Genomic DNA, 26383 nt, shown 5'->3' on the forward strand with positions numbered 1-26383 from the left:
ACTTTGAGTAAGCAGCCAAATTGACTAAGTTGAATGTGACTCGCGCCGGCCCCCACATCGGTCATTACTTCTCGACAACGCAGATTTCACAAGCTCATCGCGGTTGCTTTCAGTGGCCGCCGGTCTCAGCATGGTTTGCAGCGCCGATCGGGTCTTGATCTGAAACCAGTTGATGATTGCCGTAGGAGAGTGCGATGAGGAAACGCAAGGAGGTGTATCCCAAGCAGCTCGATACGGTGAACGGTTGGGAGGTCTGGCAACTAGAGGAGCAATTGTTCTCGTTGCGGCCAGACATCAGTGTCAACTTCGTCAATCAGCATGATGCCGTGACCTATGCCAAGCTGATGATGACGGCCGATGAATACCTTGCGGGTTATCAAAAACTGCGCGGATAGTCGCCCGCTCCTGCAACTTTTGACCCCCGGCCGCCACCGTGACCGGCCGCCAGTAACCTCTCTTCAGCATCCCTTTGCAAATCGACCGGTTAGCAACCGGCGACCGTGCTTCAAGCGTTGCCGCTCATCAATCACGGTCTGGCCGATCGCGTCGGACGGTTCGAAATTCTTCCGGTCCTTTAATGAGCCGCCGCTTACGGCTGCCTTGATCCTCTGGGCTGGCCTTGGCCTCGCTCATCTCGTCGATCGCGTCGCCGCCTAGCCTGTCTTTGCACGGCGCGGCCGCCTTGCTGACGTACGCGATTGAACGTGAGAACGTCAAAGGCGTGGCTTGGTCGGACCGCGTGGAGAACGACGAGGGCAAAAGGCATGACTTCTGGTGGCTGCTCGCGCGCACCGTCATTCGGGCAATACATGGTGCAGAAGGGCAAGTCGCCGTGCCTCGCCCTGGCCGCCGCCGCGTGAAGGGGCGCAGCTCAACGGAGGGCGGCAGCCGTGACAACGATCGCCTGTAGCATCCTGTTATCGTGGATCGGCCTGGGCTTCTTCGAGGCGCTCCGAAGAATCCCGCGGTCGTAAAAGACCCGAAGCAACGGCCCGTCGGTTCGCGCACCGGCGGGCTTCCTGCATTTGGCAGACACCAGACAACACTCACGTCCGTGTGTGATGCGTATCTCTCGGGCGGCAAACGTGGGGAACTGGCGGCAAACAATTAACTGCCGTAGCGCCAAATGCTATACTTGCAAAACGGCGCCGAATCCGGATCGCCCTCGTAGTTTTGTTGATTAGGAGTTTGGTTGATGAGTAGGAAGATGGTGAAAAAGTGCCTGGTCCGTTTGCCAGACGAGATCAAGGCATGGCTCGCGCAAGAGGCGTCGCGCAACGCCTCAAGCCAGAACAGCGAGATCATTCGCTGCATTCGCGCCCGCATGGACATGCTGCAGCAGGCGAAGGCGGCCGGCTGATGAGTTGGCCCACGTACAAAATGGCGCGCGATCTTGCCGGATCTGTTTTTCCGGTAAGTGAGCAGGTCATTTTGCAGACCGCGCGCAAGAACGGTATCGGCAAAAGAATGGGCCGATCAGTGATCTTCAGCGTCGACGCCGTCAACCAACTATATGAGGTTCTCCCATGCCTCTCCGGCTCACCCGCAGACCAAAGACGCCCAACTGGGTCATCCGCGGCACCCTCCGCGGAATCCGCGTTGAGGAAAGCACTGGCACTAGCGACAAGCGAGCCGCCGAGGAGATCCTCATCAAGCGCGAGGCCGAACTCCTCGAGCAGTCAATCCACGGTCGTCGCGCTACCGAAACGTTCGCGAGCGCGGCCTTGAGCTATCTTGAACACGGTGGATCAACGAGGTTCACGGCCGCGGTGATCCGACACTTCGGCACTATGCCCCTCGCCAAGATCGACCAGGACGCGCTCGACCTGGGGGCAAAGAAGGTTTACCCGGACGCTTCACCGTCGACACGCAATCGGCAGTTCTATGCCATCGCTTCAGCGATCTTGCATCATGCGGCAAGGCGTGGATGGTGCCCTCTGCCCATCATCGAGAGACCGACCACCCCGCCCGGACGAATACGGTGGCTCACGATCGAGGAAGCCGACAGCTTGATAGCGGCCTGCAGCGATCATTTGCGGCCATTGGTCGTCTTCATGCTCTACACCGGAGCGCGCGCCGGCGAGGCCCTTTGGCTCGATTGGCGTGACGTCGACCTGAGCCGCGCGCATGTGCAGTTCCCCAAGACCAAGAACGGGGAAGCCCGTGGCGTGCCGCTGCATCAGCGCGTCGTCGCTGAGATGGCGAACTTGAAGACAAAGACCGGCGAGGTATTCCGGAGGCCCGACGGTAAGCCCTACAACCGCCCTCGGAACGCCAGCGACACCTCGGCCGGCACTCGCATCAAGACCGCGTTCAAGGCCGCCTGCCGCCGCGCTGGTATCGACAACTTTCACCCGCACGACTGCCGCCATACCTGGGCAACTTGGCACTACCAGGAGAACCGTGATCTCGGCGCCCTGATGAGGCTCGGCGGCTGGAAATCGGAGCGCATGGTGATGCGGTATGCGCACGTCAACGTTGGCGAACTCGCGCACACCATAGACCGGCTCCCTGGGGGAAACCTTGGGGAAATGAAACTGAAGGACGGTACAAACCAATGAATATACGAAGGAATTACGACGGGCAAACCTCCATTGGTAATGGAGAGGTCGACAGTTCAATCCTGTCCGGCAGCACCAGCAAGTGCAGAGAACTGCCACTCCTCACAGCCACTCCCGCAGTCAGCGCCGCAGCGACGAGTTGAGGAGTTCGTCAAGGCCATGCACGGATCATCCGGGTCGGCCTCAGCCTGAAACGCGGATGATGTCATCGTCCATCCCCTCGCAATTGAGAATCAATGCGTGACGACCACGCCAACGCCGCCAATCATCACCACGACGTAAAATGCGAACACACTGCCGACCCATTTCCAGTCGATGTGTCCGTCCTGAGGGCTCAGGCTTTCAATGATATCGCGCATGATCGCCTCCTTGATCACAGGCGTGGTATAGCCCGGGCCTGGAGCGCGTCGTGTGACGTGGTTCACACTTTAATAACCGCGGAGCGGAATCAAGAGTGACCGGCCCCGAACTGAAGAAATTGCGCGAGGACCTCGGCGAGGCGATCGGCCGTCCGCTGACTGCGGCCGACATGGCGAAGCTCTGCGGGCTACCGGCGGCCGATGGCGCCGACACGATTCGCAGGTGGGAGGTCAGCGGTCCGAGCCATCCCGCGCGCGAGCTGTTCCGCATCCTGGCAATGGCGAGCGACCGCTATCCCATCCTCGAGATGTTCAACGTGTTCGACCGCCACGACGTCGCCGTGAAAGACCGGCCCGCCCGCCGGCAGGCCTTCCGCGAACAGATGCGCGACGACGTGCGCCGCCGGCTTGGTTAAGCAAAGCCTGCCTGGTTAACGAAGCTCGCCTGCGCCTGCCGGATTAAGCCTTCGTTAGGCACAAGAAAACGTTTAGCCGCCGCGAGCTTGGTTTATCGGGCGTTAGCGTCCCCGGAGTGACGGCTTTTTATTCAAAGGCCTTTTAGCTGCGCGCCATGGATGTGATGGCGCCGCCACACGGCGTCTCCACGCAAATTTCCGGGAGACCGATCCAATGAAGAATTATCTGCTCGCAACCACCGCCGTCGGAGCCGCCGTCGCTGCCCTGGGTGCAACCGCCCAAGCCGCCGATCTCCGCTCCTACTACAACCCGCCCGCCTACACTGCGCAGGCCTACGATTGGACTGGCTTTTATCTGGGTGGCCATCTCGGCGGTGTGTTCGCCAGCGACAACACCTTCAACGGCGTCCCGCTCAGCGATTCCAGCGCCCGTTTCATGGGCGGCATTCAGGCCGGCTTTGATTGGCAGACCGCGCCGAACTGGGTGATCGGTATCGAAGGCCAGTATTCCTGGCTGAGCGGCCACCAGCTCAACGCGTTCTTCCCCGGCGGCCTCGCGTACAACAACGACCAGCGCGCCATTGCCTCGATCACAGGCCGCTTCGGCTACACCTGGGGTCCGGGCCTCATCTATGTGAAGGGCGGCTATGCCTATTCGGACAACCGTGAGACGGTGACGCTTGGCGGCACGCCGATCGCGTTTGCGCTCAGCGACGACCACACCAACGGCTACACCGTCGGCGCCGGCGTCGAATACATGTTCGCGCCCAACTGGTCGGCCAAGGCCGAGTATCAATTCTACGATTTCGGCGACAGCCGCTTCGTCGCCCCTGCCGCCATTGTCCCCTTCGGCAGCTTCCATAATGACGAGCACACCGTGAAGGCCGGCATTAACTACCGCTTCAACTTCGGGGGCCTCGGCCGCTACTGAGGGCTCGGTCGCAACAACCGGACATGAAAAAGGCCGGCCTCGTGCCGGCCTTTTTGCATCCAACGCGCCGGCCATTTTGCGGAAGAAAACGTCACGGTCGTCGAGATCGCTCAAAAACCGAGCAGATCGCCACAATTTTCGCGATTTTGTTAACCGGGCACCCCGATACTGCAGCCCGAGGGGATCACCCAGGGGCAGTGACGGGGCGGGGGGTAATGACGTTTCGGTTCAAGCGCGGCAAATTCAATCTCAAGCATGTCCACTTTCCGCAGATGGGCATCAGGGGCAGCCTGCTTGCGGCCTTTGCCATGATCGCGACCATGGCGCTCGTCATCAGCGCGGGCGCCGGCATGGTGCTGCGCGAGCTCGGCGGCACCATGATCGATCTGAGCGGCCGCGACATCCCGCGGCTTGCCGCGAGCCTGCAACTCTCTGCGCAGAGCGCCGCGCTCGCAGCGCAGGGACCGGGCCTGTTGGCCGCGCAGAGCGAAGAGGCGTTGAACGAGCGCACCAGGAAGGTAAAGGAAGTCCAGCAGCTCATCACGGACAAGCTCGGCGAGATCATCGAGCTCGGCGCCGACAAATCCGTCCTCAGCGCGCTTCGGGAGAACGTCAAGAACACCGAGGAAGCGACCAAGAGCCTGATCTCGGCGGCGCGCGAGCGGCTGGAGATCGCAGCCCTTCACGACAAGCAATACACCACGCTGCGCAAGGTGCAGGCGGCGTTCGTGTCCGCCGCGAGCCCGGCGATGCTCGATGCGCAGACACGGCTCAGCGCGATCCTGGGGGCGGCCGATGTGTCGGCGGATGACGCGGCCGAAGCCGCGCGCACGGTCGACCAGATCGGCAACGTGCTCGCCATCGGCAACCTGGTGGCGGCTGACATGACTGCGGCGCTTTCGGCGAACTCCAGCGACGCGCTCGAAGCGATCGAGAAGGAGTTCAAGGCGGGCCGCGAACGCATCAAGTCGAATCTGGATGACCTGCCCAAGACGACGTCCACCGCCGCGGTCAGGGACAGCGCGCAGAAGCTGCTCGCGCTCGGGGAAGGCAAGAGCGGCGTGTTCAAGGTGCGCGAGAAGGAGCTCGATTCCATCGACTACGGCCAGACCATCCTGGACGAAACGCGCAAGCTCAATGTCGGCCTCGGCATCAGCGTGCAGCAGCTCGTCGACGGGGTCCAGAAGGAGACAGATGCCTCGACCTTCCAGGCACGGCAGCAGATCTCGTTCGCGACCATGGTGATGATCGGGCTCGGCGCGCTGACGCTGGTCGGATCGTTTCTGTTCGTCTGGCTCTATGTCGGCCGAAATATCCTGCGCCGCATCCGCGGCTTGCAGCGCTCGATGCAGCTGCTCTCCGATGGCGATCTCGAAACCGAGATCCCGCAGAGCCGCCAGCGCGACGAGATCACCTCGATGGCCGATTCGCTGCAGATCTTCCGCGAGAGCATGATCGAGGGCCGCGAGCTCTCGGCAAGCCAGAACACGGATCGCATCGCCAAGGCCGAACGCGCCTCGCGCATGGAGGCGCAGATCGTGGCATTCGAATCCACGGTGCGCGCCGCTCTCGGCAGCCTGCAGACGGCGGCGAACTCGATGCAGACCACCGCGCAGAGCATGTCGGCGACTGCCGACCAGTCGAGCGCGCTGGTCAGCGCGGTGGCCTCGGCGGCCGAGGAAACCTCGGTCAATGTGCAGACGGTGTCGTCGGGCACCGAGGAACTGTCGTCGTCCATCCAGGAAATCGGCCGCCAGGTGGTCACCTCGGCGGAGATCGCTCGAAAGGCGGTGGCGGAGGCGAGCGCTACCGACACCACCATGCAGGGCCTTGCCGACAATGCCGCGCGCATCAGTGTCGTGGTCGACCTGATCCAGACCATCGCCTCGCAGACCAACCTGCTCGCGCTCAACGCCACCATCGAGGCGGCGCGCGCGGGCGAAGCTGGCCGCGGCTTCGCGGTGGTCGCCTCCGAAGTGAAGAACCTTGCGAGCCAAACCGCCAAGGCAACGGAAGAGATCCGTCAGCAGATCGTCAGCATGCAGGAGGTGACGACGTCGGCTGTCTCCGCCATCCGCAACATCTCGAGCACGATCGGCGAGATCAACGACGTCACCACCGCGATTGCGGCGGCGGTCGAGCAACAGGGCGCTGCGACGCGCGAGATCGCCCGCAACATCCAGCACGCCGCAGGCGGCACCAGCGAGGTGTCGAGCAACATCGTCGGAGTCAGTCATGCCTCGGCGGAAGCCGGCACCGCGGCGGGCGAGGTGCTGAGCGCCTCCGACGCGCTGCGCCGCGAGGCCGACCTGCTGGACTCGGAAATCGACAGTTTCCTGTCGAGTATCAGGGCGGCCTGAGCGACTTGACCTCGCATTCGGTCGGCCGGTAAAAAGCCGTCCGGAATGAAGGCTGGGTTGGGAAGTGGAAAGCTGGAAGGGCTGCAGGCGGCGCGCGCGATCGCGGCGCTCAGCGTCGCCTATTTCCACTCCTATGTCGCGCTACGCGCCTTCCCGGAAGATGCCCAGCACCCGATCGCATTCTTGAAGGCCTGGGGCTTCCTGGGAGTCGATCTCTTCTTCGCGATCAGTGGTTACGTGATCTGCCTCGTCGCCTCAAAGCCGGATTTTTCCCCCCTGGCTTTCGCGATCAAGCGAGCCTTTCGGCTTTACCCCATGTACTGGGTGACGATGGCGATCGTCGCGGCCGCGATCCTGTCCGGCAAGTTTCCCGATCAGATCGGGCTCGGACACTTCCTCTACTCGATGACGCTGCTGCCACAGCATGGACCAACGGCCTATCAGGTCAGCTGGACGCTGGAACGCGAGGTCGTATTCTACGCCCTGGCCGCACTGCTCGTTCCGTTTGTCGGCATCAGGGGGCTCGCGATCGTCCTTGCCGGACTCGCCTTTGCCGGATTTGTCTACCAGGATCCCTGGTCCTTTCATCTGATATCGATCAGGCAAGCCGACTTTCTCGGCGGTGTGCTGGTGTTTCTGGTCAGCCGCCATTTCCGTCCCGGGTCGTGGACAGCAGGCCTGTCGCTGGCGGCCGGAGTGCTTGCCCTTGGCTATCTGTGGTTCAATCCGTCCCGCATCTTCACTTTCGCGACAACCATCTGCCTTGCATTGGTGTTGTTGGGGATGATCAATCTGAGACTGCCATGGAAGCACTGGTCGCTGCGCTGGCTGGTCCTGATCGGCGACGGTTCCTATTCAATCTATCTGCTTCACGGCCTCATCCTGTATTACTTCCCCTGGTTTTGCGCGCAGTTCAACTCGGTGCCTGCGTGGTTGTGCGAGCCCTCGCGCTACGGGCTGCTCGCCCTGACATGCGTCGTCTCCTATGCGACCTGGCGGCTCGTCGAAGTGCCGATGATCTCGGTTGGGAACCGATTGCTGAAACGGGCCGCGGATTTGCCGGCCGAGACCGTCGCACCGCCTCTAAGAGCCTGACCCTTCCCACGCTCCGCACCCGGCCCCTATTTTTATTTTTCGGCTGGCGCGCCGGCCCGCCGCCCGCTAAGCCGGTAGCATGCATTCGAAGACTGACAGCGTCCCCTCCTCGGCGGAGGCATTGCGATACCCTTGGGAGAACCATCCCGGCCACGACCAGGTTGTGGAGGTGATGCCCGGGGTGCTGTGGGTGCGGCTGAAGCTGCCGTTCCGCCTCAACCATGTGAACATCTACCTGATCGCTGACGGCGACGGCTGGGTGATGGTCGATTCCGGCTTCGGCAACGAGGAGTCCATCGCGGCCTGGACCACGCTGTTCGAGGGACCGCTGAAGCATGTGAAGGTCACGCGCCTGATCGTGACCCATTCGCATCCCGATCATGTCGGCCTCGCCGGTTGGATCACCGAGCGCTTCGGCTGCCCGCTGTTCATGTCGCAGGTTGAATACCTGCAGTCGGTCTACCACCAGAACCGCGGCACCGAGGAGCGGCGCAACGCGCAGCGGCTGTTCTTCCGCCGCCACGGCATGGACGAGGACCTGACCGAAAAGCTGCTCGGCCGCGGCCAGGACTATCTGAAGCGGGTGTCGGTGCTGCCGCCGTCCTATCACCGCCTGACCCATGGTGACGAAGTCGTGATCGGCGCGCGCCGCTTCAAGGTGATCACCGGCGGCGGCCATGCGCTCGACCAGGTGATGCTGTACTGCGCCTCGGACAAGCTGTTCCTGTCCGCCGACCAGGTGCTGAGCAGGATTTCACCGAATGTCAGCGTCTGGGCGGTCGAGCCGGAGCAGAACTCGCTCGGCGAATATCTGGCGTCGCTCGCGAGCCTCACGACCACGCTGCCCTACGACGTGATGGTGCTGCCCGGCCATGGCGTGCCGTTCTACGGGCTCAAGACCCGGATCAAGCAACTCGCCGACCATCATGAGGAACGCTGCCGCCTGATCGCCGAGGCCTGCCGCGAGGTGCCGCAGACCTCAAAGGAACTGGTTCCGGTCGTGTTCCACAAACATACCCTCGACCCCCATCAAATGGGCTTTGCCGCAGGCGAACTGATCGCCCACGTCAATTACATGCTGGTCGAGGGACGGCTGACCGCCGAGGAAGCCGACGGCATGCTGCGCTTCCGGACGACCTGACGCAGCCGCGGGCGAACCATTCCCCTTTGATGGAAATCAAGTCCTGACCGCCTTCCGCTAGGGCAATTTGCCCACGTCCCCCGCATGCCCTGATGTGGGTTCGCGCATAGACATTAGAGCTGGAAAAGCTCTAAGAAGGGGCAGTCATTCCGGGTCAGGTTCCGTTGCCAGGTTTGCCGATGGATTACAGCAAGTTCTTCAATACTGCGCTCGCCCGCCTGCACGATGAGCGGCGGTACCGCGTTTTCGCCGACCTCGAGCGGATCGCAGGGCGCTTCCCGCATGCGACCTGGCACTCGCCGAAAGGCCAGCGCAATGTCGTGATCTGGTGCTCCAACGACTATCTCGGCATGGGCCAGCACCCCAAGGTGGTCGGCGCCATGGTCGAGACCGCGACCCGTGTCGGTACCGGCGCCGGCGGCACCCGCAACATCGCCGGCACGCATCATCCCCTCGTGCAGCTCGAAGCGGAACTCGCCGACCTCCACGGCAAGGAAGCGTCGCTGCTGTTCACCTCGGGCTATGTGTCCAACCAGACCGGCATTTCGACAATCGCAAAGCTGATCCCGAACTGCCTGATCCTGTCGGACGCGCTGAACCACAATTCGATGATCGAGGGTGTGCGCCAGGCCGGCTGCGAGCGGCAGATTTTCAGCCACAACGACGTCGCGCATCTCGAAGAGCTGCTGATCGCCGCAGGTCCCGATCGGCCGAAGCTGATCGTGTGCGAAAGCCTTTATTCCATGGACGGCGATGTCGCGCCGCTGGCGAAAATCTGCGATCTCGCCGAGAAATACGGCGCCATGACCTATGTCGACGAGGTCCATGCAGTCGGCATGTACGGGCCGCGGGGCGGCGGCATCGCCGAGCGTGACGGCGTGATGCATCGCATCGACGTCCTTGAAGGCACGCTCGCCAAGGCGTTCGGCTGCCTTGGCGGCTATATTGCCGGCAAGGCCGAGATCATCGACGCCGTGCGCTCCTACGCGCCGGGGTTCATCTTCACGACTGCACTGCCGCCGGCGATCTGCTCGGCCGCGACCGCCGCGATCCGGCATCTGAAGACCTCGAATTGGGAACGCGAGCGCCATCAGGATCGCGCCGCCCGCGCCAAGGCCATTCTGACCGCTGCCGGCCTGCCGGTGATGTCGAGCGACACCCATATCGTTCCGCTGTTCGTCGGCGACCCCGAGAAATGTAAGCGCGCCTCCGATATGCTGCTCGAGGATCACGGCATCTACATCCAGCCGATCAACTACCCGACCGTCGCCAAGGGCACCGAGCGGCTGCGCATCACGCCCTCGCCCTATCACGATGACGGCCTGATCGATGCGCTTGCGGACGCGCTGCTGCAGGTCTGGGAACGGCTAGGCCTGCCACTCAGCAAGAAGCCGCTGGCGGCGGAGTAACCCTGTCCAGGCCTAATCCTTGAAATTGACCGGTCGCGCGGTGCGCGGCCGACCCAATACGTTTATAGTTCCCTACGCGGCCCCTCCAGGCCGGAAGGGAGACAAGCAGCAATGCTCCACGACTGGGGCGTTATCGCCGCGGCGTTCGCCTATATCGGATTGTTGTTCTTCGTGGCGAGCCGCGGCGACCGGATGTCGCCGGGCCGGCGAGGCCGCGCGAGCCAGTGGATCTATCCGCTGTCTCTCGCGATCTATTGCACCTCATGGACCTTCTTCGGCTCGGTCGGCTTCGCGACCCGCACGAGCGTCGACTTCCTCGCAATCTACGTCGGTCCGATCCTGATGATCGGACTTTGCACGCCGCTGCTCCGCCGCGTGATCGTACTGGCCAAGTCGCAGAACATCACCTCGGTCGCCGACTTCATCGCAGCACGCTACGGCAAGAGCCAGGCGGTGGCGGCAACCGTCGCCAGCATCGCGCTCATCGGCTCGGTGCCTTATATCGCGCTGCAGCTCAAGGCGATGGCCTCCTCGCTGGAGACGATCCTGAGCGAGGACCAGGCCTTTTCCAAGATTCCGATCATCGGCGACATCGCGCTGATCGTGACGCTCGCGATGGCGGTGTTCGCCGTGCTGTTCGGCACCCGCCACGCTGACGCGACCGAACACCAGCACGGACTGATTCTCGCGATCGCGACCGAATCCATCGTCAAGCTGGTCGCCTTCATCGCCGCCGGCGCCTTCGTCACCTTCTGGATGTTCTCGCCTGTCGAGCTCTACGAGCGCGCCCTGAAGACACCGGAGGCGGTGCGCGCGATCGAGTACGCGCCATCGATCGGCAACTTCCTGATCATGACGCTACTGTCGTTCTGCGCGATCATGCTGCTGCCGCGCCAGTTCCATGTCAGCGTGGTGGAGAACTCGACCAGCGCCGATGTCAGCCGGGCGCGTTGGCTGTTCCCGCTCTATCTCGTCGCGATCAACCTGTTCGTGATCCCGATCGCGATCGCGGGCCTGATCACCTTCCCGTTCGGCGCCGTCGATGCCGACATGTTCGTGCTGGCGCTGCCGATGGAAGGCAATTCGCAATTACTCAGCCTTGCCGTGTTTATCGGTGGTCTGTCGGCCGGAACGGCGATGGTGATCGTCGAATGCGTCGCGCTGTCGATCATGGTCTCCAACGACATCGTGCTGCCGCTGGTGCTGCCGCGCAGCGACGACGGCCGCGTTGGCCAGAAGGATTTCGGCGACTTCCTGCTGAAGACGCGCCGCTTCTCGATCTTCGCCATCATGGTGATGGCGTATTTCTACTATCGCGCGCTCGGCAACACCCAACTCGTCGCGATCGGCCTGTTGTCCTTTGCCGCCGTCGCGCAGCTTGCGCCGGCGTTCTTCGGCGGCCTGTTCTGGCGCCGCGCCACCGCGCGTGGAGCGATGGCGGGCATGCTGGTCGGTTTCACGGTATGGCTCTACACCCTGTTCGTGCCGAGCTTCCTCGAAACCAGCACCGCAGGTCTGATGCTGCTGCAACACGGACCGTTCGGCATCGAGGCGCTACGGCCGCAGGCGCTACTCGGCACCGACCTGCCGCCGCTTATGCACGGCGTAATGTGGAGCCTCGCGCTCAATATCCTCACCTATGTCGTCCTCTCGCTGGGGCATGTGCCTTCGTCGATCGAGCGGTTGCAGGCCGACGTGTTCGTGCCCGACGCGCTCGCGCCGATCGCACCCACCCTCAGGCGCTGGCGCACCACCGTGACGGTGCAGGACATCCAAAGCACGGTGGCGCAATATCTCGGCCCCGAGCGCGCCCGCGAGGCGTTCTCGGCCTTCGCCGCCGACCGCAACAGCACACTCGAGCCGCCCGCGCCCGCGGACTTCGAGCTGCTGCAGCATGCCGAGCGCCTGATCGCGTCGTCGATCGGCGCCGCGTCGTCGCGGCTCGTGATGTCGCTCCTGCTGCGCCGGCGCACCGTGTCGGCCAAGGCCGCGCTGAAGCTGCTCGACGATTCCCACGCCGCGCTGCACTTCAACCGCGAGATCCTGCAAACCGCGCTCAACCATGTGCGCCAGGGCATCGCCGTATTCGACGCCGATCTGCAGCTGATCTGCTCCAACCGGCAGTTCAGCGAGTTGTTGGCGCTGCCGCCCCATCTCGCGCAGCTCGGCATCCCCCTGCCCGAGATCCTCGAATTCATGGCCGCGGTGAACCCGCCCGGCGTTGGCAACAGCCTGCTGGAGCATCGCCTGCGCGCCTACACCACCGAGGGTGAGCCGTATCTGGAGCTCTTCCCCGATCGGCACGTGGTGATCGAGGTGCGCTCCAACCGCATGCCGGGCGGCGGCCTCGTCATCACCTTCTCTGACGTCACGCCGAGCTTCGAGGCGGCCGAAGCGCTGGAGCGCGCTAATGCGACCCTGGAGAAGCGCGTGCGCGACCGCACCGAGGAACTGACGCTGCTCAACACGGAGCTCGCGCTCGCCAAAAGCACGGCGGAAGAGGCCAACGCGTCAAAGACGCGCTTCCTTGCGGCCGCGAGCCACGACATCCTGCAGCCGCTCAATGCGGCGCGCCTCTATGTGACGAGTCTGGTCGAGCGCCAGAACGGCGGCGAGGATTCGCGTCTGGTCGAGAACATCGACGACTCGCTGGAGGCGATCGAGGACATCCTGGGCGCACTGCTCGACATCTCCCGGCTCGATGCGGGCGTCATGACGCCGTCGATCACGAGCTTCAAAATGGCCGACTTGATGCGCTCGCTGGAGATCGAATTCGCGCCGATCGCCCGCGACAAGGGCCTCAACCTGCGCTTCGTGCCGTGCTCGCTGCCGGTCGAATCCGACCGCTCGCTGCTGCGCCGGCTGCTGCAGAACTTCATCTCCAACGCAATCAAATATACCCCGCGCGGCCGCGTCCTGGTCGGCTGCCGTCGCCGTGGCCAAAGTTTGCAGATCGCCGTCTACGACACCGGCGTCGGCATCCCCGTGCAGAAGCGTGGCGAGATCTTCAAGGAGTTCCATCGGCTCGAACAGGGCGCGCGAATCGCGCGCGGCCTCGGGCTCGGACTGTCCATCGTCGACCGCCTGGCGCGTGTGCTCAACCACCGCATCGCGATCGACGCCAATAACGGGGGCGGCTCGGTGTTCTCGGTGACGGTGCCGGTCGCGGCCGCGATCAACTATACCGCAGCCGTCACCAGCGCTACGCCGCTTTTGAAGACGCCGATGAGCGGCGCGCTGATCGTCTGCATCGAGAACGATCTCGCGATCCTCGACGGCATGAAGACCTTGCTCACCGCATGGGACGCCGAGGTCATCGCCGTGACCGACCCCGAGGCGGCCATCGCTGCGATCGAGTCCGGCGGCGGCCGCGTCACCGGGGTTCTGGTCGACTACCATCTCGACCGCGGCAACGGCGTCGCCGCGATCCGCGAGATCCGCCGCCGCTTCGGCGACACCATCCCCGCCATCCTGATCACCGCCGACCGCAGCCCGCCGGTCCGCGCCGCCGCGCGCGAGGAGAACATCGCGGTATTGAACAAGCCGGTCAAACCGGCCTCGCTGCGCGCGCTGCTCGGGCAATGGCGCACCCAGCAGATGGTGGCGGCCGAGTAGCTACGTCATTGTGAGACCGCAGGACCGGTGGAGCGCATTTTCAGTCAACAACCGCTGCCGACGATCCGCCAGATTGACCGTGAAGAAGAAACGGCCCGCCAGCAACGAAGTTGCGGCGGCAGCCGGTCATGCGCGCGTAGCCGGATGGCAAGGTGATGGGTATCGCTGCGCTCCACCCATCCTACCACCTGCCGTCAAGCCGTCGGCGTGCCCTGGCGCCACTGGCCACCGGCGATCTTGGCGGCGGCAATCACGGCCTGGGTGCGACTTTCGACACCGAGTTTTTGCAGGATGGCCGAGACATGGGCCTTGATGGTCGCCTCGGAGACGCCGAGCTCATAGGCAATCTGCTTGTTGAGCAATCCCTCCGACAACATCATCAGCACCCGCACCTGCTGGGGCGTCAGCGTCACCAGACGATCGCGCAGTCGTGTCATGTCGGGGTCGCCAGCGGCCGAGAGATCGGTGTCCGGCGGAACCCAGACGTCGCCCTCCATCACCTTCAAGATGGCGTCGCGCAGCGTCTCGACGCCAAACCGCTTCGGAATGAACCCGGAGGCACCGAAATCAAGCGAGCGACGAATTGTCCCGGCATCGTCGGTGGCGGAGACAATCACCACCGGGATCGCCGGATATTGCGCGCGCAGATAGATCAGCCCGGAGAAGCCGCTGATTCCGGGCATCGTCAGATCGAGCAGGATCAGGTCGACCTCGGGGTCCCGTTCCAGGAGACCCGTCAGGTCCCCAAACGAACCGGCCTCGCTGATCGTGGCCGAGCTCACGACAGTGGAAACAGCCTGGCGCAACGCATCGCGGAACAGCGGATGATCATCGGCGATGACAAGATGGGTATTGGCGGCAGCAGTCATCTCAGTCTCACGCGCGGGTTTCGGCGGCCCGCAAGATGCTGTTGTGACCCGGGCAGCAGCACCGTGCAAGCGCTGGATAATACCATATGCCAATGCAGTTAACCCGCCGACTTGTGCGCTGCAACAAATACACGCCCAAGCGGTTCATACCGTTCGAGTTCCTGACGCTTAAACCAAGCCGTGCAAAAGCCGAAAGTCTTATTGGGGCGGGTTTCACCGCGATGTTACCTTGATTACAAGCTCGTAACTTATACGGCCAAACTCGGCAGATGAGCGCGTTTGGCGGGAATAAATTTGGGGGAGGTAATCCAGATGGCCACAATGACTGCGACTTCGGCGCGACCGGCCGGCATGACGAAGGACGAACGCTTCGTCATTCTCGCCTCGTCGCTCGGCACAGTTTTCGAGTGGTACGACTTCTATCTCTACGGTTCGCTCGCCGGCATCATCGGAGCGCAATTCTTCTCGGCCTATCCGCCGGGAACGCGCGACATCTTCGCGCTGCTGGCCTTCGCCGCTGGCTTCCTGGTGCGCCCGTTCGGCGCCATCGTGTTCGGCCGCGTCGGCGACATCGTCGGCCGCAAATACACATTCCTCGTCACCATCCTGATCATGGGCCTGTCGACCTTCATCGTCGGCCTGCTGCCCAACGCCGCGACGATCGGCATCGCTGCGCCGATCATCCTGATCGCGCTCCGCCTGCTGCAGGGCCTCGCGCTCGGCGGCGAATACGGCGGTGCGGCAACCTACGTCGCCGAGCATGCCCCGCAGGGCAGGCGCGGCTACTACACCTCGTTCATTCAGACGACCGCAACGCTCGGCCTGTTCCTCTCGCTTCTGGTGATCCTGTTCACGCGAACCCTCACCGGCGAGAAGGATTTCGCTGATTGGGGCTGGCGAATCCCGTTCCTGGTGTCGGTGGCGTTGCTCGGCATCTCGGTCTGGATCCGGCTGCGACTGAATGAGTCGCCGGTGTTCCAGCGCATGAAGGACGAGGGCAAGAGCTCGAAGGCGCCGCTGACCGAAGCCTTCGCCAACTGGGCCAACGCCAAGATCGTGCTGCTTGCGCTGTTCGGCGGCGTGATGGGCCAGGGCGTGGTCTGGTACACCGGCCAATTCTACGCGCTGTTCTTCCTGCAATCGATTCTCAAGGTCGACGGCTACACCTCGAACCTCCTGATCGCTTGGTCGCTGCTGCTCGGCACCGGCTTCTTCGTGGTGTTCGGCGCGTTGTCCGACAGGATCGGCCGCAAGCCCGTCATTCTGGCCGGCTGCGCGATCGCGGCGCTGACCTTCTTCCCGATCTTCAAGATGATCACCACCAATGCCAACCCGGCGCTCGAGAAGGCGATCGAGAGCGCCAAGGTCGAGGTGTTTGCGGATCCCGCGGGCTGCGGCGACCTCTTCAACCCGGTCGGCACTCGCGTCTTTACCGCGCCCTGCGATACCGCTCGTGCCTTCCTGGCCCAGTCGTCTGTCAAGTACTCGACGGTCAGCGGCCCGGCAGGCTCCGGCGTAAAGGTCATGGTCAACGGCAAGGAGATTCCGTACGCCAACGCCAAGGACGGCAACCCGGCAATCACCGCAGCGGTGACCGCCGCCGGCTATCCGAAGGCCGGCGACGCCGGCGTCGTGAAGATGGCGCACCCGTTCGACATCTTCCGTCCGCAGGTTGCGGCCGTCATCGGTCTACTGTTCATCCTGGTGATTTTCGTGACCATGGTGTACGGCCCGATCGCCGCCATGCTGGTCGAGCTGTTCCCGACCCGCATCCGCTACACCTCGATGTCGCTGCCCTATCACATCGGCAACGGCTGGTTCGGTGGATTGCTGCCTGCGACCGCGTTCGCAATCGTCGCCTCGACCGGCGATATCTACGCCGGTCTCTGGTATCCGGTCATCTTCGCGGCGATCACCGTAGTGATCGGCTTTCTGTTCCTGCCGGAGACCAAGGACGTCGACATCACGAAGACCTGACCGGTCAACATGGCGATCGAAACGTGTCGGCCGCGGAGCGATCCGCGGCCGATTTCGTTTCAACCATGATGGGATTCAAACGCGATCGCGTCACGCCCTGGTCGAACCGATGAATTGCAGCACGATCTCGCGCCGGTGCGGGCGGGCGCGGTGCTCGATCAGGTAGACGCCCTGCCAGGTGCCGAGCGCCATCTCGCCGTCGAGCACGGGAATCTGCAGCGAGGTCGCCGTCAGCATCGTCTTGATGTGCGCCGGCATGTCGTCCGGCCCTTCGGCATCATGACGCCAGCCGCCGCCTTCAGGCGCGGCGCGATCGAGCGCCGTCATCAGGTCCATCAGCACGGCGGGATCGGCATTCTCCTGGATCGTCAGCGATGCCGAAGTGTGGCGGATGAACAACGTCACTGCGCCCTCGCCGGCGCGCACCTCGCGCAGGAATTTTGCCACCTCGCCTGTAACGTCGAGGAAGCCCGCACCTGGCGTTTGAACCATTAGCCGCGAGGACGCGACTCTGGTCGCCGCGACGGAGGACGGTGCCGAGCGTGTGGTCGTTCCCGTTGCCATCAGTCGTGTCCTCAGCTCGTGCTCCCGGCGCAGGCCGGGATGACTCCATGAAGCCATTATAGCAGCGCGGCATCAAATCTTGCCGCCGTTGATGTCCCGCTGCACGCGGTTGGCCATCTCGATCAGCCGCCGCCACGCGCGCTCCAGAAACGACATCATGCGATCCATGTCGCGGTCACTCGGCAATGGAATCTCGATCTTCCTCTCGCCCTCGGCGACCTTCGGCTCCGTCTTCTTCAGCGAGTCGGATTTCGGTAACGCCTCCTCCGTCTTGCCCGAGGCCGCGGGCTCGCGCGCCGCTAGCTCCGCCTTCAGCCGCTCGTTATCGGCCTGCAAGCGGCCGATCTCGGCATCCATCGCCGCCCGCTCGTCGGGCTGAGCGTAGCAGGCCCAGCCGGCACCGGAATTGGTGCAGGTCGACATCGCGCCGGTGCGCGTGTCGAGCCGGAGGAAGCCGTCGCCTGCCGGTGACAGCGCATAGCGGCCGTTCTCGGTGTCCGGCGTCGATTGCGCGGCCGCCACACCGCCGAGGACCAAAACGGCAACCGCAATCGCGATCGGAAATTTCGAGGACGACGTCGCTGTGCGCATGGGCTTGCTCCGCCTCAGCCAGATCGTGACGCCGGCCATGATCGGCTCTGAAGCCGGCGCCCACCTTTCCTGATCATGCCTAACCGTTTGAACTATAGGGCTTGCGGCCTGACTTCAACGCGTCGCCCAGCAATTCGATCCGGTCCTGGCCCCAAAACAGCTCGCCATCGAGCACATAACCCGGCGAGCCGAACACATCCGACGACAGTGCGTCCTGGCGGTTCTGCTCATAGGCCGCGCCGATCGCGTCGGTCGCGGAACGCTCCACGAGTTGCTTGCCCGGCAGGCCGACCTCGTCGGCCAACTTGGTGAGCGTGGCGGGATCGGCGAGATTGAACTCGTCCTCCCAGACTGCGGCAAATGCACGCCGCAGGAAGCGCTCGGGATCGAGGGCTGCCTCAAGCGCTGCGATCACGACACCATCAGCCAGACGCGCGTTGAACGGCCAGTTCGCCGGTTGCAGGTGGAAATTCAGCCCCCGCTTGTCGCGCCAGCGCTGCAGTTCGATCATCCGGTAGCGTTGCCGCATCGGGTGGCGCTTGGCGAGCGGCTGCCCGCCGCTCTCCGAGAACAAATCGAGCAGCAGCACCGGCCGGTAATTTATCCTGAGATCGTAAGTACTTACGATTTTCATAAAGGGCGCGTGGCCGATATAGGCCCACGGCGATTGAAGCGAGAAGTAGTAGTCGATCTGACGCGGCATGCGATGTCCGACTGCAAATGTTTGGGCCACCCCGGGATCATCTCAACAGAGCGACGAAACGCGCGCAAGTTCGCTCCACTGCCAACCAACTGCTGCAGCGCGAACGCGGCATCGCTCCAGCATTGAATATCTCCAGATAAATTCAACGAAATCAAACAAGTAACTGGTTACGACGCAATCTTGACTTGATTAGACTCGGTAAGTATGGTCCGCGCGGCTTTGACGGGGACGGGCGCAATTTCCATCATCCGCGGCATCGGTTAGTGTTTGCAGCATGGCTGACAACACCAACGATGACGCAAGTGGAAATCGCGATCATTCGTCCTCCGACGAAGCTGCGCTTTCCGCAAGGCTCGGAAGTCTCGATCACCGGTTGTCTGAAATTCGTGACAGCCGGAGAAACAAGACCGATCAATCCGAAACCGAGAGCGGAGACAGTGTTGCCAGAGCCTCGGCGATGGCGCTCGGTTTTCGCCTTTCCTCGGAGCTGATCGCGGGCGTTGCCGTCGGAGCGGCGATTGGCTGGGGGTTCGACCGTTTGCTGTCGACATCGCCATTCGGCTTCATCGTGTTCTTGCTGCTCGGCTTCGTCGCCGGCGTGGTCAACGTGGTGAGGTCTGCGGGCGTGGCTCCGGGCAAGCGCTGAGCGCTGGCGGGAAGTCATGACATTTGAAATTCGATAACCGGCAGGACTGCCGGTTGACCAAGAGCCGCGCGGATGAAAATCGACCCGATCCATCAGTTCAACATCGAGCCCTTCTTCACGATCGGCCATATCGGCAACCACACGATCGCCTTCACCAATTCGACGCTCTACATGTTGATCGCGGTGGCGCTGATCGCGGCGCTGATGCTGGCGAGCGGCCGTGAGCTGATTCCGGGGCGACTGCAATCGATCGCCGAGATCTCCTACGAGTTCGTCGCCACCACTATCCGCAGCACGGCCGGCTCGGAAGGCATGAGGTTCTTCCCGCTGATCTTCTCGCTCTTCATGTTCATCTGCGTTTCGAACCTGGTGGGCATCATCCCCTACACCTTCACCATTTCGAGCCACCTGATCGTCACCGCGGCGCTGGCGCTGCTGGTGTTCTTCACGGTGCTGATCTACGGCATCTACAAGAACGGCCTCAAGTTCTTCAAGATTTTCGTGCCGACCGGTGTTCCAATCTACATCCTCCCGCTCGTCATGTTCATCGAGATCCTGTCGTTCTTCCTGCGGCCGGTCTCGCACAGCGTGCGTCTGTTCGCCAACATGCTGGCTGGCCACATCGCGCTGAAGGTGTTTGCCGGTTTTGTCGCGATGCTCGGCGTCTCGCTCGGCGCGATCGGCTGGTTTGGCGGCGTGTTGCCGTTGGCGCTCACAGTTGCGCTGACCGCGCTCGAGCTCCTGGTCGCATTCCTGCAGGCCTATGTGTTCGCGATCCTGACCTGCATCTACCTCAACGACGCCATTCATCCGGGACACTAAGCGGTCCGGGGAATTCCCACCCACCAATCCGTCTATCTTTCCTCAAGGAGTTAAAAATGGAACCGGCAGCAGCTAAACTTATCGGCGCGGGCATCGCGTGCATCGGCATGGGCGGTGCGGGCGTCGGCGTGGGCATCATCTTCGGCAACTACCTTGCCGCGGCGGTGCGCAACCCGTCGGCCGCGCAGGGTCAGTTCGGCAACCTGATCTTCGGCTTCGCCGTGACCGAAGCGCTCGGCATCTTCTCGCTGCTGATCGCGCTGCTCCTGCTGTTCGTTCCGCTCTGAGCGGTACCCTTTCGCGCCGCCTTAGGGCGGCGCGCCTGACAGCAACAGGAGAACACCATGGCTGAGAGTCATGGCGAGGCAAAGGGCCAGAACGCCGGCACCCACACCGAAGCCGATGGCGGACATCACGGCGGAGCATTTCCGCCGTTCGATTCCTCCAATTTCGCCTCGCAGTTGGTGTCCCTCGCGATTGCGTTCGTCGCGCTCTATTTGATCGTGTCGCGCGTCGCGTTGCCGCGCGTCGGCGCTACGATCGATGCACGCCAGAACAAGATCGAGGGCGACCTTGCCGAGGCGCAGAAGCTGAAGGACGATTCCGACGCTGCGCTGAAGGCCTATGAGGGCGAGCTCGCGGACGCTCGCGCCCGCGCGCAGGCGATCGGCAACGAGGCCCGCGAGAAGTTGAATGCGGCCGCGGAGGCCGAGCGCAAGACGCTGGAAGACAAGCTGACGGCCAAGCTCGCCGACGCCGAGAAGCAGATTGCGGCGACCCGGGCAAACGCCATGAGCAACGTCCGCGGCATCGCGGCGGATGCGGCCGGCGCCATCGTCCAGCGGCTCGCCGGCGTGACGCCGGACGCAAATGCGGTCAACAACGCCGTCGACGCATCGCTGAAGGGATAAAAGCGGATGTTTACCGAACCGGAAACCTGGGTTGCGATCGCGTTCGTCATTCTGATGATCGTGTTCGGCTATCTCGGCGTCCATCGCACGGTGCTGACGGCGCTCGATCGCCGCGTCGAACGTATCAAGGCCGAGTTGGACGATGCCCGCCGCCTGAAGGAGGAAGCCGCCAAACTGCTCGGCGAGTACAAGGCCCGCCGGGCCAGCGCGGAGCGCGAGGCCGAGGAAATCATCTCGGGCGCCAAGGCCGAGGCTGAACGGATCGCTGCGGAGGCCAAGACCAAGATGGAGGATTTTGTCGCGCGGCGGACCAAGACCGCCGAGAGCAAGATCGCGCTGGCCGAGGCTCAGGCCCTGGCCGACGTCCGCGCCGCCGCGGCCAATGCAGCGGTCGCCGCCGCCTCGACCATCCTGTCTCAGTCGGTAAAGGGCCCGGTGGCCGACGACCTCGTCAGCAAGGGCATCGCCGAAGTCCGCTCCAAGCTGAACTGAACGATTCCGCTTCAAACACGAAGCCGGCGCGAGATGACCGCGCCGGCTTTCTTTTATTGGGGTCCGTACGGGCCTACTTCTTCCTCACCGCCTTCGGCTTCGGTTCGGGCTTTAGGGCCTGCGGATCGAACCCGATATAGAAGATGTAATTGTCGTTGTCGCCCGGCGAAGGCGCCGGATAGACCACGTCCTCGGCGACCAGCGAGAACGGCACACTACCGGCTTCGTCCATCTGCACCGTAGTCTGATAGGCCTTGGTTGCGATCGTCTTCTCCCCGACGCCGCCCTGCACCACGGCGACGCGGAGCGGCACCTGCACCGTCGGCGGCGCCCCCGAAGGCCCCGCGATCACGCGGCCCTGGATCCCGATCTTCACAGTGATCTCGCCATTGTTGAGGCTGCATTGCCGCGCCGTGCGGGTAATGCTCGCCTGGAACTTCAAATCATTGCCGATCGGCTGCTTGCCCGGCGCGGCCACCGAGTAGGTGGAGGCGCCGGCGCGTATGACGACGGGCGGACAGGTCAGCTCGGCGTCGCTGTCGCTGAGCGCAGGCGGCGGACCCGATGGCTTGTCGGAGGATGAGCCCCCGCCGAACAAGCTCTTGAAGCGATCGGTCAGGGATTGCGCCGATGCGGCAGAACCGAACCATCCACAGCCAAGCCCGATCGAAACCGCCGCCACGAGCGCGAACCTGACCAGCCGTCTGTCACCCATTCGATTTCCGTAGCCTCCAGGCGAGGATTCGCCGTCTCGCCCGGCTTTATATCAAAGCAATGGCGGCGAACCCAAGGCACCGAAACCGCGTGCCAATCAGCCAAAAGTCGGAATTTATCCGCGAAAATCCTCATGCAGCAGGCCGAACAGCAGGTGGTCCTGCCAGACCCCATTGATGCAGAGGTAGCGCCGCGCCAGACCCTCGCGAGTGAAGCCGCATTTCTCCAGCACCCGGATCGACGGCGCGTTGGAGGGGATGCAGGCGGCCTCGATGCGGTGCAGATTGAGTTCGCCGAACAGCGACGGCAGCAGCACCCGCAACGCCTTGGTCATGTAGCCGCGATGCGCATGGGGCTGGCCGACCCAATAGCCGATGGTGCCGGCCTGCACGATGCCACGGCGGACATTGGCGAGCGTGATGCCGCCGATCATCACGCCGTCCGTTTCGCGGAAGATGATGAAGGGGTAGGAGCGGTCCGCGGCGATGTCCTCGGCGTAGCGACGCAGTCGCCGCCGGAAACCGGCGCGGGTCAGGTCGTCGGAGGGCCAGATCGGCTCCCATGGCGTGAGATAGGCCCGGCTCAATTCGCGCAATTGTGCCCATTGTGGAAAGTCCACCATTTGCGGCGCACGCAGCAGAAGCCCATGGCCCCGCGGCATCAGCGCGGCCGGTCCGCTGGATGGCAAACGAAACAGGGCCATGGCCCGATACTCCCCCGCCCGGAGATCCGGGCGCAGACGCCCGTACCTCGGGCCCGGCCGGAACCGGCCGTGGCTCTAATGCAAAAGCGTCTTTGCCTTCGACTCCGTCAATCCTTCCGCGAAAGACACCGCCGTGTCCAGACCCCTGCCGCTGCCGAGCGCGACGACAGCCGGGCGGCTGCGCGACAGCAGCGCGCGCGCGGCATTGCGGGTCGATTCGACACTGACCGCATCGATCCGCGCCACCAGTTCTTCCACCGTCTGCGGCCTGCCATAGGCCAGCACATGGCGGGCCAACTGTTCGGCGCGCGACGAGCAGCTTTCCAGCGCCATCAACAGGCCGGCCTTCATCTGTGCCTTCGACCGCGCCACCTCCGCGTCCGTCAGCGTCTCGACGGCGTTGTTGATGACATCGACGATGACTTCCATCATCTCCGGCGCGTCGGTCGGATCGGTGCCGGTGTAGAGGCCGAAGAAACCGGTGTCGGTGTAAGGCGCGTGAAAGGTGTAGATCGAGTAACACAGCCCGCGTTTCTCGCGCACTTCCTGAAACAGCCGCGACGACATCCCGCCGCCGAGCGTATTGGCGAAGACCTGCAGCGAGAACAACGAGGGATCGGTCTGCGGCACGCCCTCGAGCGCAAGCGTCAGATGCGCCTGCTCCAGTTCGCGATGCACCACGCGCGATCCGCCCTTGCCGAACGTCGCAGGCGCCGGCTTCGGGGCCGCTGTCGCCTCGAAGCTCGAAAACTTCTGCGTAACGTCCTCGACGATGCGCTTGTGATCGACCGCGCCGGCGGCGGCCACCACCATGTCCGGTGCCCGATAATGCGTCGACAGGTAGCTGCGCAGCATGTCGCGGTTGAAGGTCTTCAGCGTCTTGGCGGTTCCGAGCAGCGAGCGGCCCATCGGCTGGTCCGGGAAGCAGAGCTCGTTGAGATGCTCGAACACGACGTCGTCGGGCGTATCCTGTGCCGCGCCGATCTCCTGCACAATGACGCTCTTCTCGCGCTCCAGTTCGTCCGGGACGAACGAGGGGTTGGCGAGGATGTCGGAGAGCACGTCGAGCGCCAGCGGCACGTCCGCCTTCATCACCCGCGCATAATAGGCTGTGGTCTCGGTCGAGGTGCCGGCATTGAGGTCGCCGCCCACCGCCTCGATCTCCTCGACGATCTCGCGCGAGGAGCGTTGCGAGGTGCCCTTGAACGCCATGTGTTCCAGGAGATGCGAAATGCCGTGCTCGTTCGGCTTCTCGTCGCGGCCGCCGACGCCGGCCCAGACCCCAAGCGCCGCAGTTTCCAGGTGCGGCATGGTATCGGTGACGACGGTGAGGCCGGTGGGAAGCTTGGTGACTTCAACGCTCATCCGGCAACTCCCTGCTTGGCGGCACGGCTGACCGACAGCACGAATCGTTCGACCTCCGCGGAATTGTTTTTCATCACCGTCATGTGTTCGGATTTGGTCATCAGGCCTCCGAGCCAGGCTGGCAGATGCGGCCGCACGCCGCAGGCGGCCTCAACCGCATCAGGGAACTTGGCCGGATGCGCGGTCGAAAGCACGATGTTCGGAATCTTCGAGTCCGAGGTGTCGCGATCGGCGACGGCGAGCGCCACCGCGGTGTGGGGATCGACGAGATCGCCCGCCTCGCGCCAGGCGGCGCGGATCGCGGCCGAGGTCTCGGTCTCGTCGGCGCGGCCGGCGTCGAAATCGCGACGCACGGCAGCGAGCGTCGCATCCGGCAGGACGAAGCGACCTGACTGCTTGAGCGAGGCCATCAGGCGGCGGACGCTCTCGGCATCGCGCCCGCTCGCCTCGAACAGCAGCCGCTCGAAATTCGAGGACACCTGGATGTCCATCGAGGGCGACGCGGTGGCGTGAACCTCACGCACCTCGTAGATGCCGGTCTTCAGCGTGCGCGGCAGGATGTCGTTGACATTAGCGGCGATGCGCAACCAGCGGATCGGCAGCCCCATGCGCTTCGCGACGTAGCCGGCAAAGATGTCGCCGAAATTTCCGGTGGGCACGGTGAAGTCCACGATCCGCGCCGGGCCGCCGAGCGCGACCGCCGAGGTGAAGTAATAGACCACCTGAGCCACGATGCGCGCCCAGTTGATCGAGTTGACGCCCGACAGCGCAACCGCGTCGCGGAAGCGATGATGATTGAACATCGCCTTCACGATGGCCTGGCAATCGTCGAACGTGCCCTCGATCGCAAGCGCATGCACATTGGCGGCGCCCGTCGTCGTCATCATGCGGCGCTGCACCTCGGAGATGCGCCCGTTCGGAAACAGCACGACGAGATCGACATTGTCGAGATTGGCAAATGCCTCGACCGCGGCGCCGCCGGTGTCGCCCGAGGTCGCGACCACGATGGTGGTGCGTTGCGCGCGCTTCGCCAGCACATGATCCATCAGCCGCGAGATCAACTGCATCGCGACGTCCTTGAACGCCAGCGTCGGCCCGTGGAACAGCTCGAGCAGGAATTGGTTCGGCCCGATCTGGTCGAGCGGCACCACCGCGGGATGGCGGAAGGTGGCATAGGCCTCGTTCGCCATGCGCCCAAGGTCGGCGTCCGAGATTTCGCCGACGGCAAACGGACGGATGACCTCGACCGCGACTTCCCAATAGGGCCGGCCGAAGAAGGAGGCGATGGTTTCGGGTGCAAGCTGTGGCCATGTCTCGGGCACGTAAAGGCCGCCGTCGCGGGCGAGCCCGGTCAGCATCACATCGCAGAAGCCCAGGCTCGGGGCTTCGCCCCGGGTCGAAATATACCGCGTCAAACAATCCTCCAAAGGCCCCGATCCCGGCCTTTAAGCTTTTGATATTCCATAGCTATCGCTCTCGCCACAGCTGGACCGAACGACCACCATAGAAGATCGGGCCGGCAAAGGGTAGCCCGAACGACGCCTGCGAGTGTCCCCGCCCTTAACCGTCGTCGCGCGCCGTGGCAGCTCCGGTGGGGTGATCCGGTGTTCCACAGGCGTCGGTGCGTGAACCGAAAGGCCCAGCACGCGCGGGACATGACAATTGCAGACGACTCAACGTTCTCGCGACATGTTTTGTCCGAGTTTTGCGTCACTTTCCGCCCTCAGAAAGTTGAGGGCGCAGGGAAAGCCGGGTGCCGATCGCACCCATGGGCCCGGTGCAACAAAAAGCACCGGGGTAGGACCACAGGTGTAACCGGAAACAACCCGGCTTTCCCTGCGCGATGGTTTACGGCTTACTTCGCGCTCTCCTCGGTGAGACCGGGCTTTGTTGCCACCGTCGTCCGCGAGAAGCTTGCGTCTCACGAACTTAACACCAGCCACTGGGGCGTCAGGACCACACGACTTCGCCGTCCGCGTTGTGCGCACTCGTCAGTTGCACGCTCCGCGTCCACCGCATCTCACCGCAACACTCGTGACGATCGCGAAGCGCCCCTCGATCGGGTGAGACGGGCGGAATTGAACAATTGATTTGCCCGACGACGGAAGCGCAATGTTTTCTCGGCAACGGCTGGACTCC

At 63.5% G+C, this 26383-nt stretch carries 26 protein-coding genes; 17 read left to right on the forward strand and 9 right to left on the reverse strand.

Annotated elements, in window-relative coordinates; translation table 11 throughout:
• Positions 1-194 precede the first annotated feature (194 nt).
• The 4 genes from JQ553_RS00005 to JQ553_RS00020 all read left to right on the forward strand — a co-directional run bounded on the left by JQ553_RS00005 (position 195) and on the right by JQ553_RS00020 (position 2561).
• Positions 195-395, forward strand: a complete 201-nt coding sequence (locus tag JQ553_RS00005) for a hypothetical protein (RefSeq protein ID WP_212497842.1) — start codon at positions 195-197, stop codon at positions 393-395.
• A gap of 224 nt (positions 396-619) precedes the next feature.
• Positions 620-910: a hypothetical protein gene (locus tag JQ553_RS00010; protein WP_212497843.1), complete on the forward strand. Its 291-nt coding sequence runs from the start codon at positions 620-622 to the stop codon at positions 908-910.
• A gap of 285 nt (positions 911-1195) precedes the next feature.
• On the forward strand, positions 1196-1360 hold the full coding sequence (locus JQ553_RS00015; RefSeq protein ID WP_212497844.1) for an Arc family DNA-binding protein: 165 nt from the start codon (positions 1196-1198) through the stop codon (positions 1358-1360).
• Positions 1361-1526: 166 nt separating this feature from the next.
• Entirely contained in the window at positions 1527-2561 is a 1035-nt protein-coding gene (locus JQ553_RS00020) for a site-specific integrase (RefSeq protein ID WP_212497845.1), read from the forward strand.
• Positions 2562-2794: 233 nt separating this feature from the next.
• On the opposite strand, the gene JQ553_RS34805 is transcribed toward JQ553_RS00020, so the two are convergent.
• Positions 2795-2920 (reverse strand): hypothetical protein, encoded by a 126-nt coding sequence (locus JQ553_RS34805; RefSeq protein WP_283817192.1) that lies wholly within the window; start codon positions 2918-2920, stop codon positions 2795-2797.
• 95 nt (positions 2921-3015) lie between these two features.
• On the opposite strand from JQ553_RS34805, the gene JQ553_RS00030 reads away from it, so the two are divergent.
• The 7 genes from JQ553_RS00030 (at position 3016) to JQ553_RS00060 (ending at position 13887) form a co-directional block, all read left to right on the forward strand.
• Positions 3016-3336, forward strand: coding sequence for a DNA-binding transcriptional regulator (locus tag JQ553_RS00030; RefSeq protein WP_212497847.1), 321 nt, complete (start codon positions 3016-3018; stop codon positions 3334-3336).
• 214 nt (positions 3337-3550) lie between these two features.
• Positions 3551-4267: an outer membrane protein gene (locus tag JQ553_RS00035; protein ID WP_212497848.1), complete on the forward strand. Its 717-nt coding sequence runs from the start codon at positions 3551-3553 to the stop codon at positions 4265-4267.
• A 215-nt stretch (positions 4268-4482) separates the two neighbouring features.
• Complete coding sequence (locus JQ553_RS00040; RefSeq protein ID WP_212497849.1) at positions 4483-6627, forward strand: methyl-accepting chemotaxis protein; 2145 nt, start codon at positions 4483-4485, stop codon at positions 6625-6627.
• 57 nt (positions 6628-6684) lie between these two features.
• Positions 6685-7722, forward strand: coding sequence for an acyltransferase (locus JQ553_RS00045; RefSeq protein WP_212497850.1), 1038 nt, complete (start codon positions 6685-6687; stop codon positions 7720-7722).
• A 79-nt stretch (positions 7723-7801) separates the two neighbouring features.
• Positions 7802-8863, forward strand: a complete 1062-nt coding sequence (locus JQ553_RS00050) for an MBL fold metallo-hydrolase (RefSeq protein ID WP_212497851.1) — start codon at positions 7802-7804, stop codon at positions 8861-8863.
• A 179-nt stretch (positions 8864-9042) separates the two neighbouring features.
• Positions 9043-10272, forward strand: coding sequence for a 5-aminolevulinate synthase (gene hemA, locus JQ553_RS00055; RefSeq protein ID WP_212497852.1), 1230 nt, complete (start codon positions 9043-9045; stop codon positions 10270-10272).
• Positions 10273-10383: 111 nt separating this feature from the next.
• On the forward strand, positions 10384-13887 hold the full coding sequence (locus tag JQ553_RS00060; protein WP_212497853.1) for a PAS domain-containing hybrid sensor histidine kinase/response regulator: 3504 nt from the start codon (positions 10384-10386) through the stop codon (positions 13885-13887).
• Positions 13888-14081: 194 nt separating this feature from the next.
• On the opposite strand, the gene JQ553_RS00065 is transcribed toward JQ553_RS00060, so the two are convergent.
• Positions 14082-14756, reverse strand: a complete 675-nt coding sequence (locus JQ553_RS00065; protein ID WP_212497854.1) for a response regulator transcription factor — start codon at positions 14754-14756, stop codon at positions 14082-14084.
• 351 nt (positions 14757-15107) lie between these two features.
• On the opposite strand from JQ553_RS00065, the gene JQ553_RS00070 reads away from it, so the two are divergent.
• Positions 15108-16733 carry an MFS transporter gene (locus tag JQ553_RS00070; protein ID WP_212498742.1) on the forward strand — a complete coding sequence of 542 codons (1626 nt, stop codon included), beginning with the start codon at positions 15108-15110 and terminating at the stop codon, positions 16731-16733.
• Between the two features lie 90 nt (positions 16734-16823).
• On the opposite strand, the gene JQ553_RS00075 is transcribed toward JQ553_RS00070, so the two are convergent.
• The 3 genes from JQ553_RS00075 to JQ553_RS00085 form a co-directional block, all read right to left on the reverse strand.
• Positions 16824-17297, reverse strand: a complete 474-nt coding sequence (locus JQ553_RS00075; RefSeq protein WP_409363011.1) for a secondary thiamine-phosphate synthase enzyme YjbQ — start codon at positions 17295-17297, stop codon at positions 16824-16826.
• 72 nt (positions 17298-17369) lie between these two features.
• Positions 17370-17888 carry a hypothetical protein gene (locus JQ553_RS00080; protein WP_212497855.1) on the reverse strand — a complete coding sequence of 173 codons (519 nt, stop codon included), beginning with the start codon at positions 17886-17888 and terminating at the stop codon, positions 17370-17372.
• 79 nt (positions 17889-17967) lie between these two features.
• Positions 17968-18591, reverse strand: a complete 624-nt coding sequence (locus tag JQ553_RS00085; protein ID WP_212497856.1) for a 2-hydroxychromene-2-carboxylate isomerase — start codon at positions 18589-18591, stop codon at positions 17968-17970.
• Between the two features lie 274 nt (positions 18592-18865).
• Between JQ553_RS00085 and JQ553_RS00090 the strand changes: the two genes are divergently transcribed.
• From JQ553_RS00090 to JQ553_RS00110, 5 genes are all read left to right on the forward strand, one after another.
• Positions 18866-19237, forward strand: a complete 372-nt coding sequence (locus JQ553_RS00090; protein ID WP_212497857.1) for an AtpZ/AtpI family protein — start codon at positions 18866-18868, stop codon at positions 19235-19237.
• Positions 19238-19309: 72 nt separating this feature from the next.
• On the forward strand, positions 19310-20059 hold the full coding sequence (locus JQ553_RS00095) for a F0F1 ATP synthase subunit A (protein WP_212497858.1): 750 nt from the start codon (positions 19310-19312) through the stop codon (positions 20057-20059).
• A 56-nt stretch (positions 20060-20115) separates the two neighbouring features.
• The gene (locus JQ553_RS00100; RefSeq protein ID WP_016847054.1) at positions 20116-20346 is read left to right on the forward strand and encodes a F0F1 ATP synthase subunit C; all 231 of its coding nucleotides are present in this window, start codon (positions 20116-20118) and stop codon (positions 20344-20346) included.
• A gap of 57 nt (positions 20347-20403) precedes the next feature.
• Positions 20404-20970 carry a F0F1 ATP synthase subunit B gene (locus JQ553_RS00105; protein WP_212497859.1) on the forward strand — a complete coding sequence of 189 codons (567 nt, stop codon included), beginning with the start codon at positions 20404-20406 and terminating at the stop codon, positions 20968-20970.
• A gap of 6 nt (positions 20971-20976) precedes the next feature.
• The gene (locus JQ553_RS00110) at positions 20977-21462 is read left to right on the forward strand and encodes an ATP F0F1 synthase subunit B (protein WP_212497860.1); all 486 of its coding nucleotides are present in this window, start codon (positions 20977-20979) and stop codon (positions 21460-21462) included.
• A 73-nt stretch (positions 21463-21535) separates the two neighbouring features.
• Here the strand turns inward: JQ553_RS00110 and JQ553_RS00115 are convergent, their stop codons facing one another.
• The 4 genes from JQ553_RS00115 to thrC form a co-directional block, all read right to left on the reverse strand.
• Positions 21536-22177 (reverse strand): hypothetical protein, encoded by a 642-nt coding sequence (locus tag JQ553_RS00115; protein WP_249143864.1) that lies wholly within the window; start codon positions 22175-22177, stop codon positions 21536-21538.
• Positions 22178-22291: 114 nt separating this feature from the next.
• A complete protein-coding gene (locus tag JQ553_RS00120; protein ID WP_212497861.1) occupies positions 22292-22879 on the reverse strand; it encodes a GNAT family N-acetyltransferase in 588 nt (195 codons plus the stop codon).
• 75 nt (positions 22880-22954) lie between these two features.
• Entirely contained in the window at positions 22955-24244 is a 1290-nt protein-coding gene (locus tag JQ553_RS00125; RefSeq protein WP_212497862.1) for a pitrilysin family protein, read from the reverse strand.
• Positions 24241-25659 (reverse strand): threonine synthase, encoded by a 1419-nt coding sequence (gene thrC / locus JQ553_RS00130; protein ID WP_212497863.1) that lies wholly within the window; start codon positions 25657-25659, stop codon positions 24241-24243. The genes JQ553_RS00125 and thrC overlap by 4 nt, the downstream gene beginning before the upstream one ends.
• Positions 25660-26383 lie beyond the last annotated feature (724 nt).

Origin of the sequence: Bradyrhizobium lablabi (assembly GCF_018131005.1) — a bacterium.
Classification (GTDB): domain Bacteria; phylum Pseudomonadota; class Alphaproteobacteria; order Rhizobiales; family Xanthobacteraceae; genus Bradyrhizobium; species Bradyrhizobium lablabi_D.

What these genes read in the sequence shown, in the direction of transcription:
- JQ553_RS00035 (WP_212497848.1), top strand. Translation starts at nt 3,551, where the DNA reads ATGAAGAATTATCTGCTCGCAACCACCGCCGTCGGAGCCGCCGTCGCT.
- JQ553_RS00125 (WP_212497862.1), bottom strand. Translation starts at nt 24,244, where the DNA reads ATGAGCGTTGAAGTCACCAAGCTTCCCACCGGCCTCACCGTCGTCACC.
- JQ553_RS00050 (WP_212497851.1), top strand. Translation starts at nt 7,802, where the DNA reads ATGCATTCGAAGACTGACAGCGTCCCCTCCTCGGCGGAGGCATTGCGA.
- JQ553_RS00085 (WP_212497856.1), bottom strand. Translation starts at nt 18,591, where the DNA reads ATGCCGCGTCAGATCGACTACTACTTCTCGCTTCAATCGCCGTGGGCC.
- JQ553_RS00020 (WP_212497845.1), top strand. Translation starts at nt 1,527, where the DNA reads ATGCCTCTCCGGCTCACCCGCAGACCAAAGACGCCCAACTGGGTCATC.
- JQ553_RS00060 (WP_212497853.1), top strand. Translation starts at nt 10,384, where the DNA reads ATGCTCCACGACTGGGGCGTTATCGCCGCGGCGTTCGCCTATATCGGA.
- JQ553_RS00105 (WP_212497859.1), top strand. Translation starts at nt 20,404, where the DNA reads ATGGCTGAGAGTCATGGCGAGGCAAAGGGCCAGAACGCCGGCACCCAC.
- JQ553_RS00080 (WP_212497855.1), bottom strand. Translation starts at nt 17,888, where the DNA reads ATGCGCACAGCGACGTCGTCCTCGAAATTTCCGATCGCGATTGCGGTT.
- JQ553_RS00005 (WP_212497842.1), top strand. Translation starts at nt 195, where the DNA reads ATGAGGAAACGCAAGGAGGTGTATCCCAAGCAGCTCGATACGGTGAAC.
- hemA (WP_212497852.1), top strand. Translation starts at nt 9,043, where the DNA reads ATGGATTACAGCAAGTTCTTCAATACTGCGCTCGCCCGCCTGCACGAT.
- JQ553_RS00095 (WP_212497858.1), top strand. Translation starts at nt 19,310, where the DNA reads ATGAAAATCGACCCGATCCATCAGTTCAACATCGAGCCCTTCTTCACG.
- JQ553_RS34805 (WP_283817192.1), bottom strand. Translation starts at nt 2,920, where the DNA reads ATGCGCGATATCATTGAAAGCCTGAGCCCTCAGGACGGACACATCGAC.
- JQ553_RS00065 (WP_212497854.1), bottom strand. Translation starts at nt 14,756, where the DNA reads ATGACTGCTGCCGCCAATACCCATCTTGTCATCGCCGATGATCATCCG.
- JQ553_RS00115 (WP_249143864.1), bottom strand. Translation starts at nt 22,177, where the DNA reads ATGGGTGACAGACGGCTGGTCAGGTTCGCGCTCGTGGCGGCGGTTTCG.
- JQ553_RS00100 (WP_016847054.1), top strand. Translation starts at nt 20,116, where the DNA reads ATGGAACCGGCAGCAGCTAAACTTATCGGCGCGGGCATCGCGTGCATC.
- JQ553_RS00040 (WP_212497849.1), top strand. Translation starts at nt 4,483, where the DNA reads ATGACGTTTCGGTTCAAGCGCGGCAAATTCAATCTCAAGCATGTCCAC.
- JQ553_RS00110 (WP_212497860.1), top strand. Translation starts at nt 20,977, where the DNA reads ATGTTTACCGAACCGGAAACCTGGGTTGCGATCGCGTTCGTCATTCTG.
- JQ553_RS00075 (WP_409363011.1), bottom strand. Translation starts at nt 17,297, where the DNA reads ATGGCAACGGGAACGACCACACGCTCGGCACCGTCCTCCGTCGCGGCG.
- JQ553_RS00120 (WP_212497861.1), bottom strand. Translation starts at nt 22,879, where the DNA reads ATGGCCCTGTTTCGTTTGCCATCCAGCGGACCGGCCGCGCTGATGCCG.
- JQ553_RS00015 (WP_212497844.1), top strand. Translation starts at nt 1,196, where the DNA reads ATGAGTAGGAAGATGGTGAAAAAGTGCCTGGTCCGTTTGCCAGACGAG.
- JQ553_RS00090 (WP_212497857.1), top strand. Translation starts at nt 18,866, where the DNA reads ATGGCTGACAACACCAACGATGACGCAAGTGGAAATCGCGATCATTCG.
- JQ553_RS00070 (WP_212498742.1), top strand. Translation starts at nt 15,108, where the DNA reads ATGACGAAGGACGAACGCTTCGTCATTCTCGCCTCGTCGCTCGGCACA.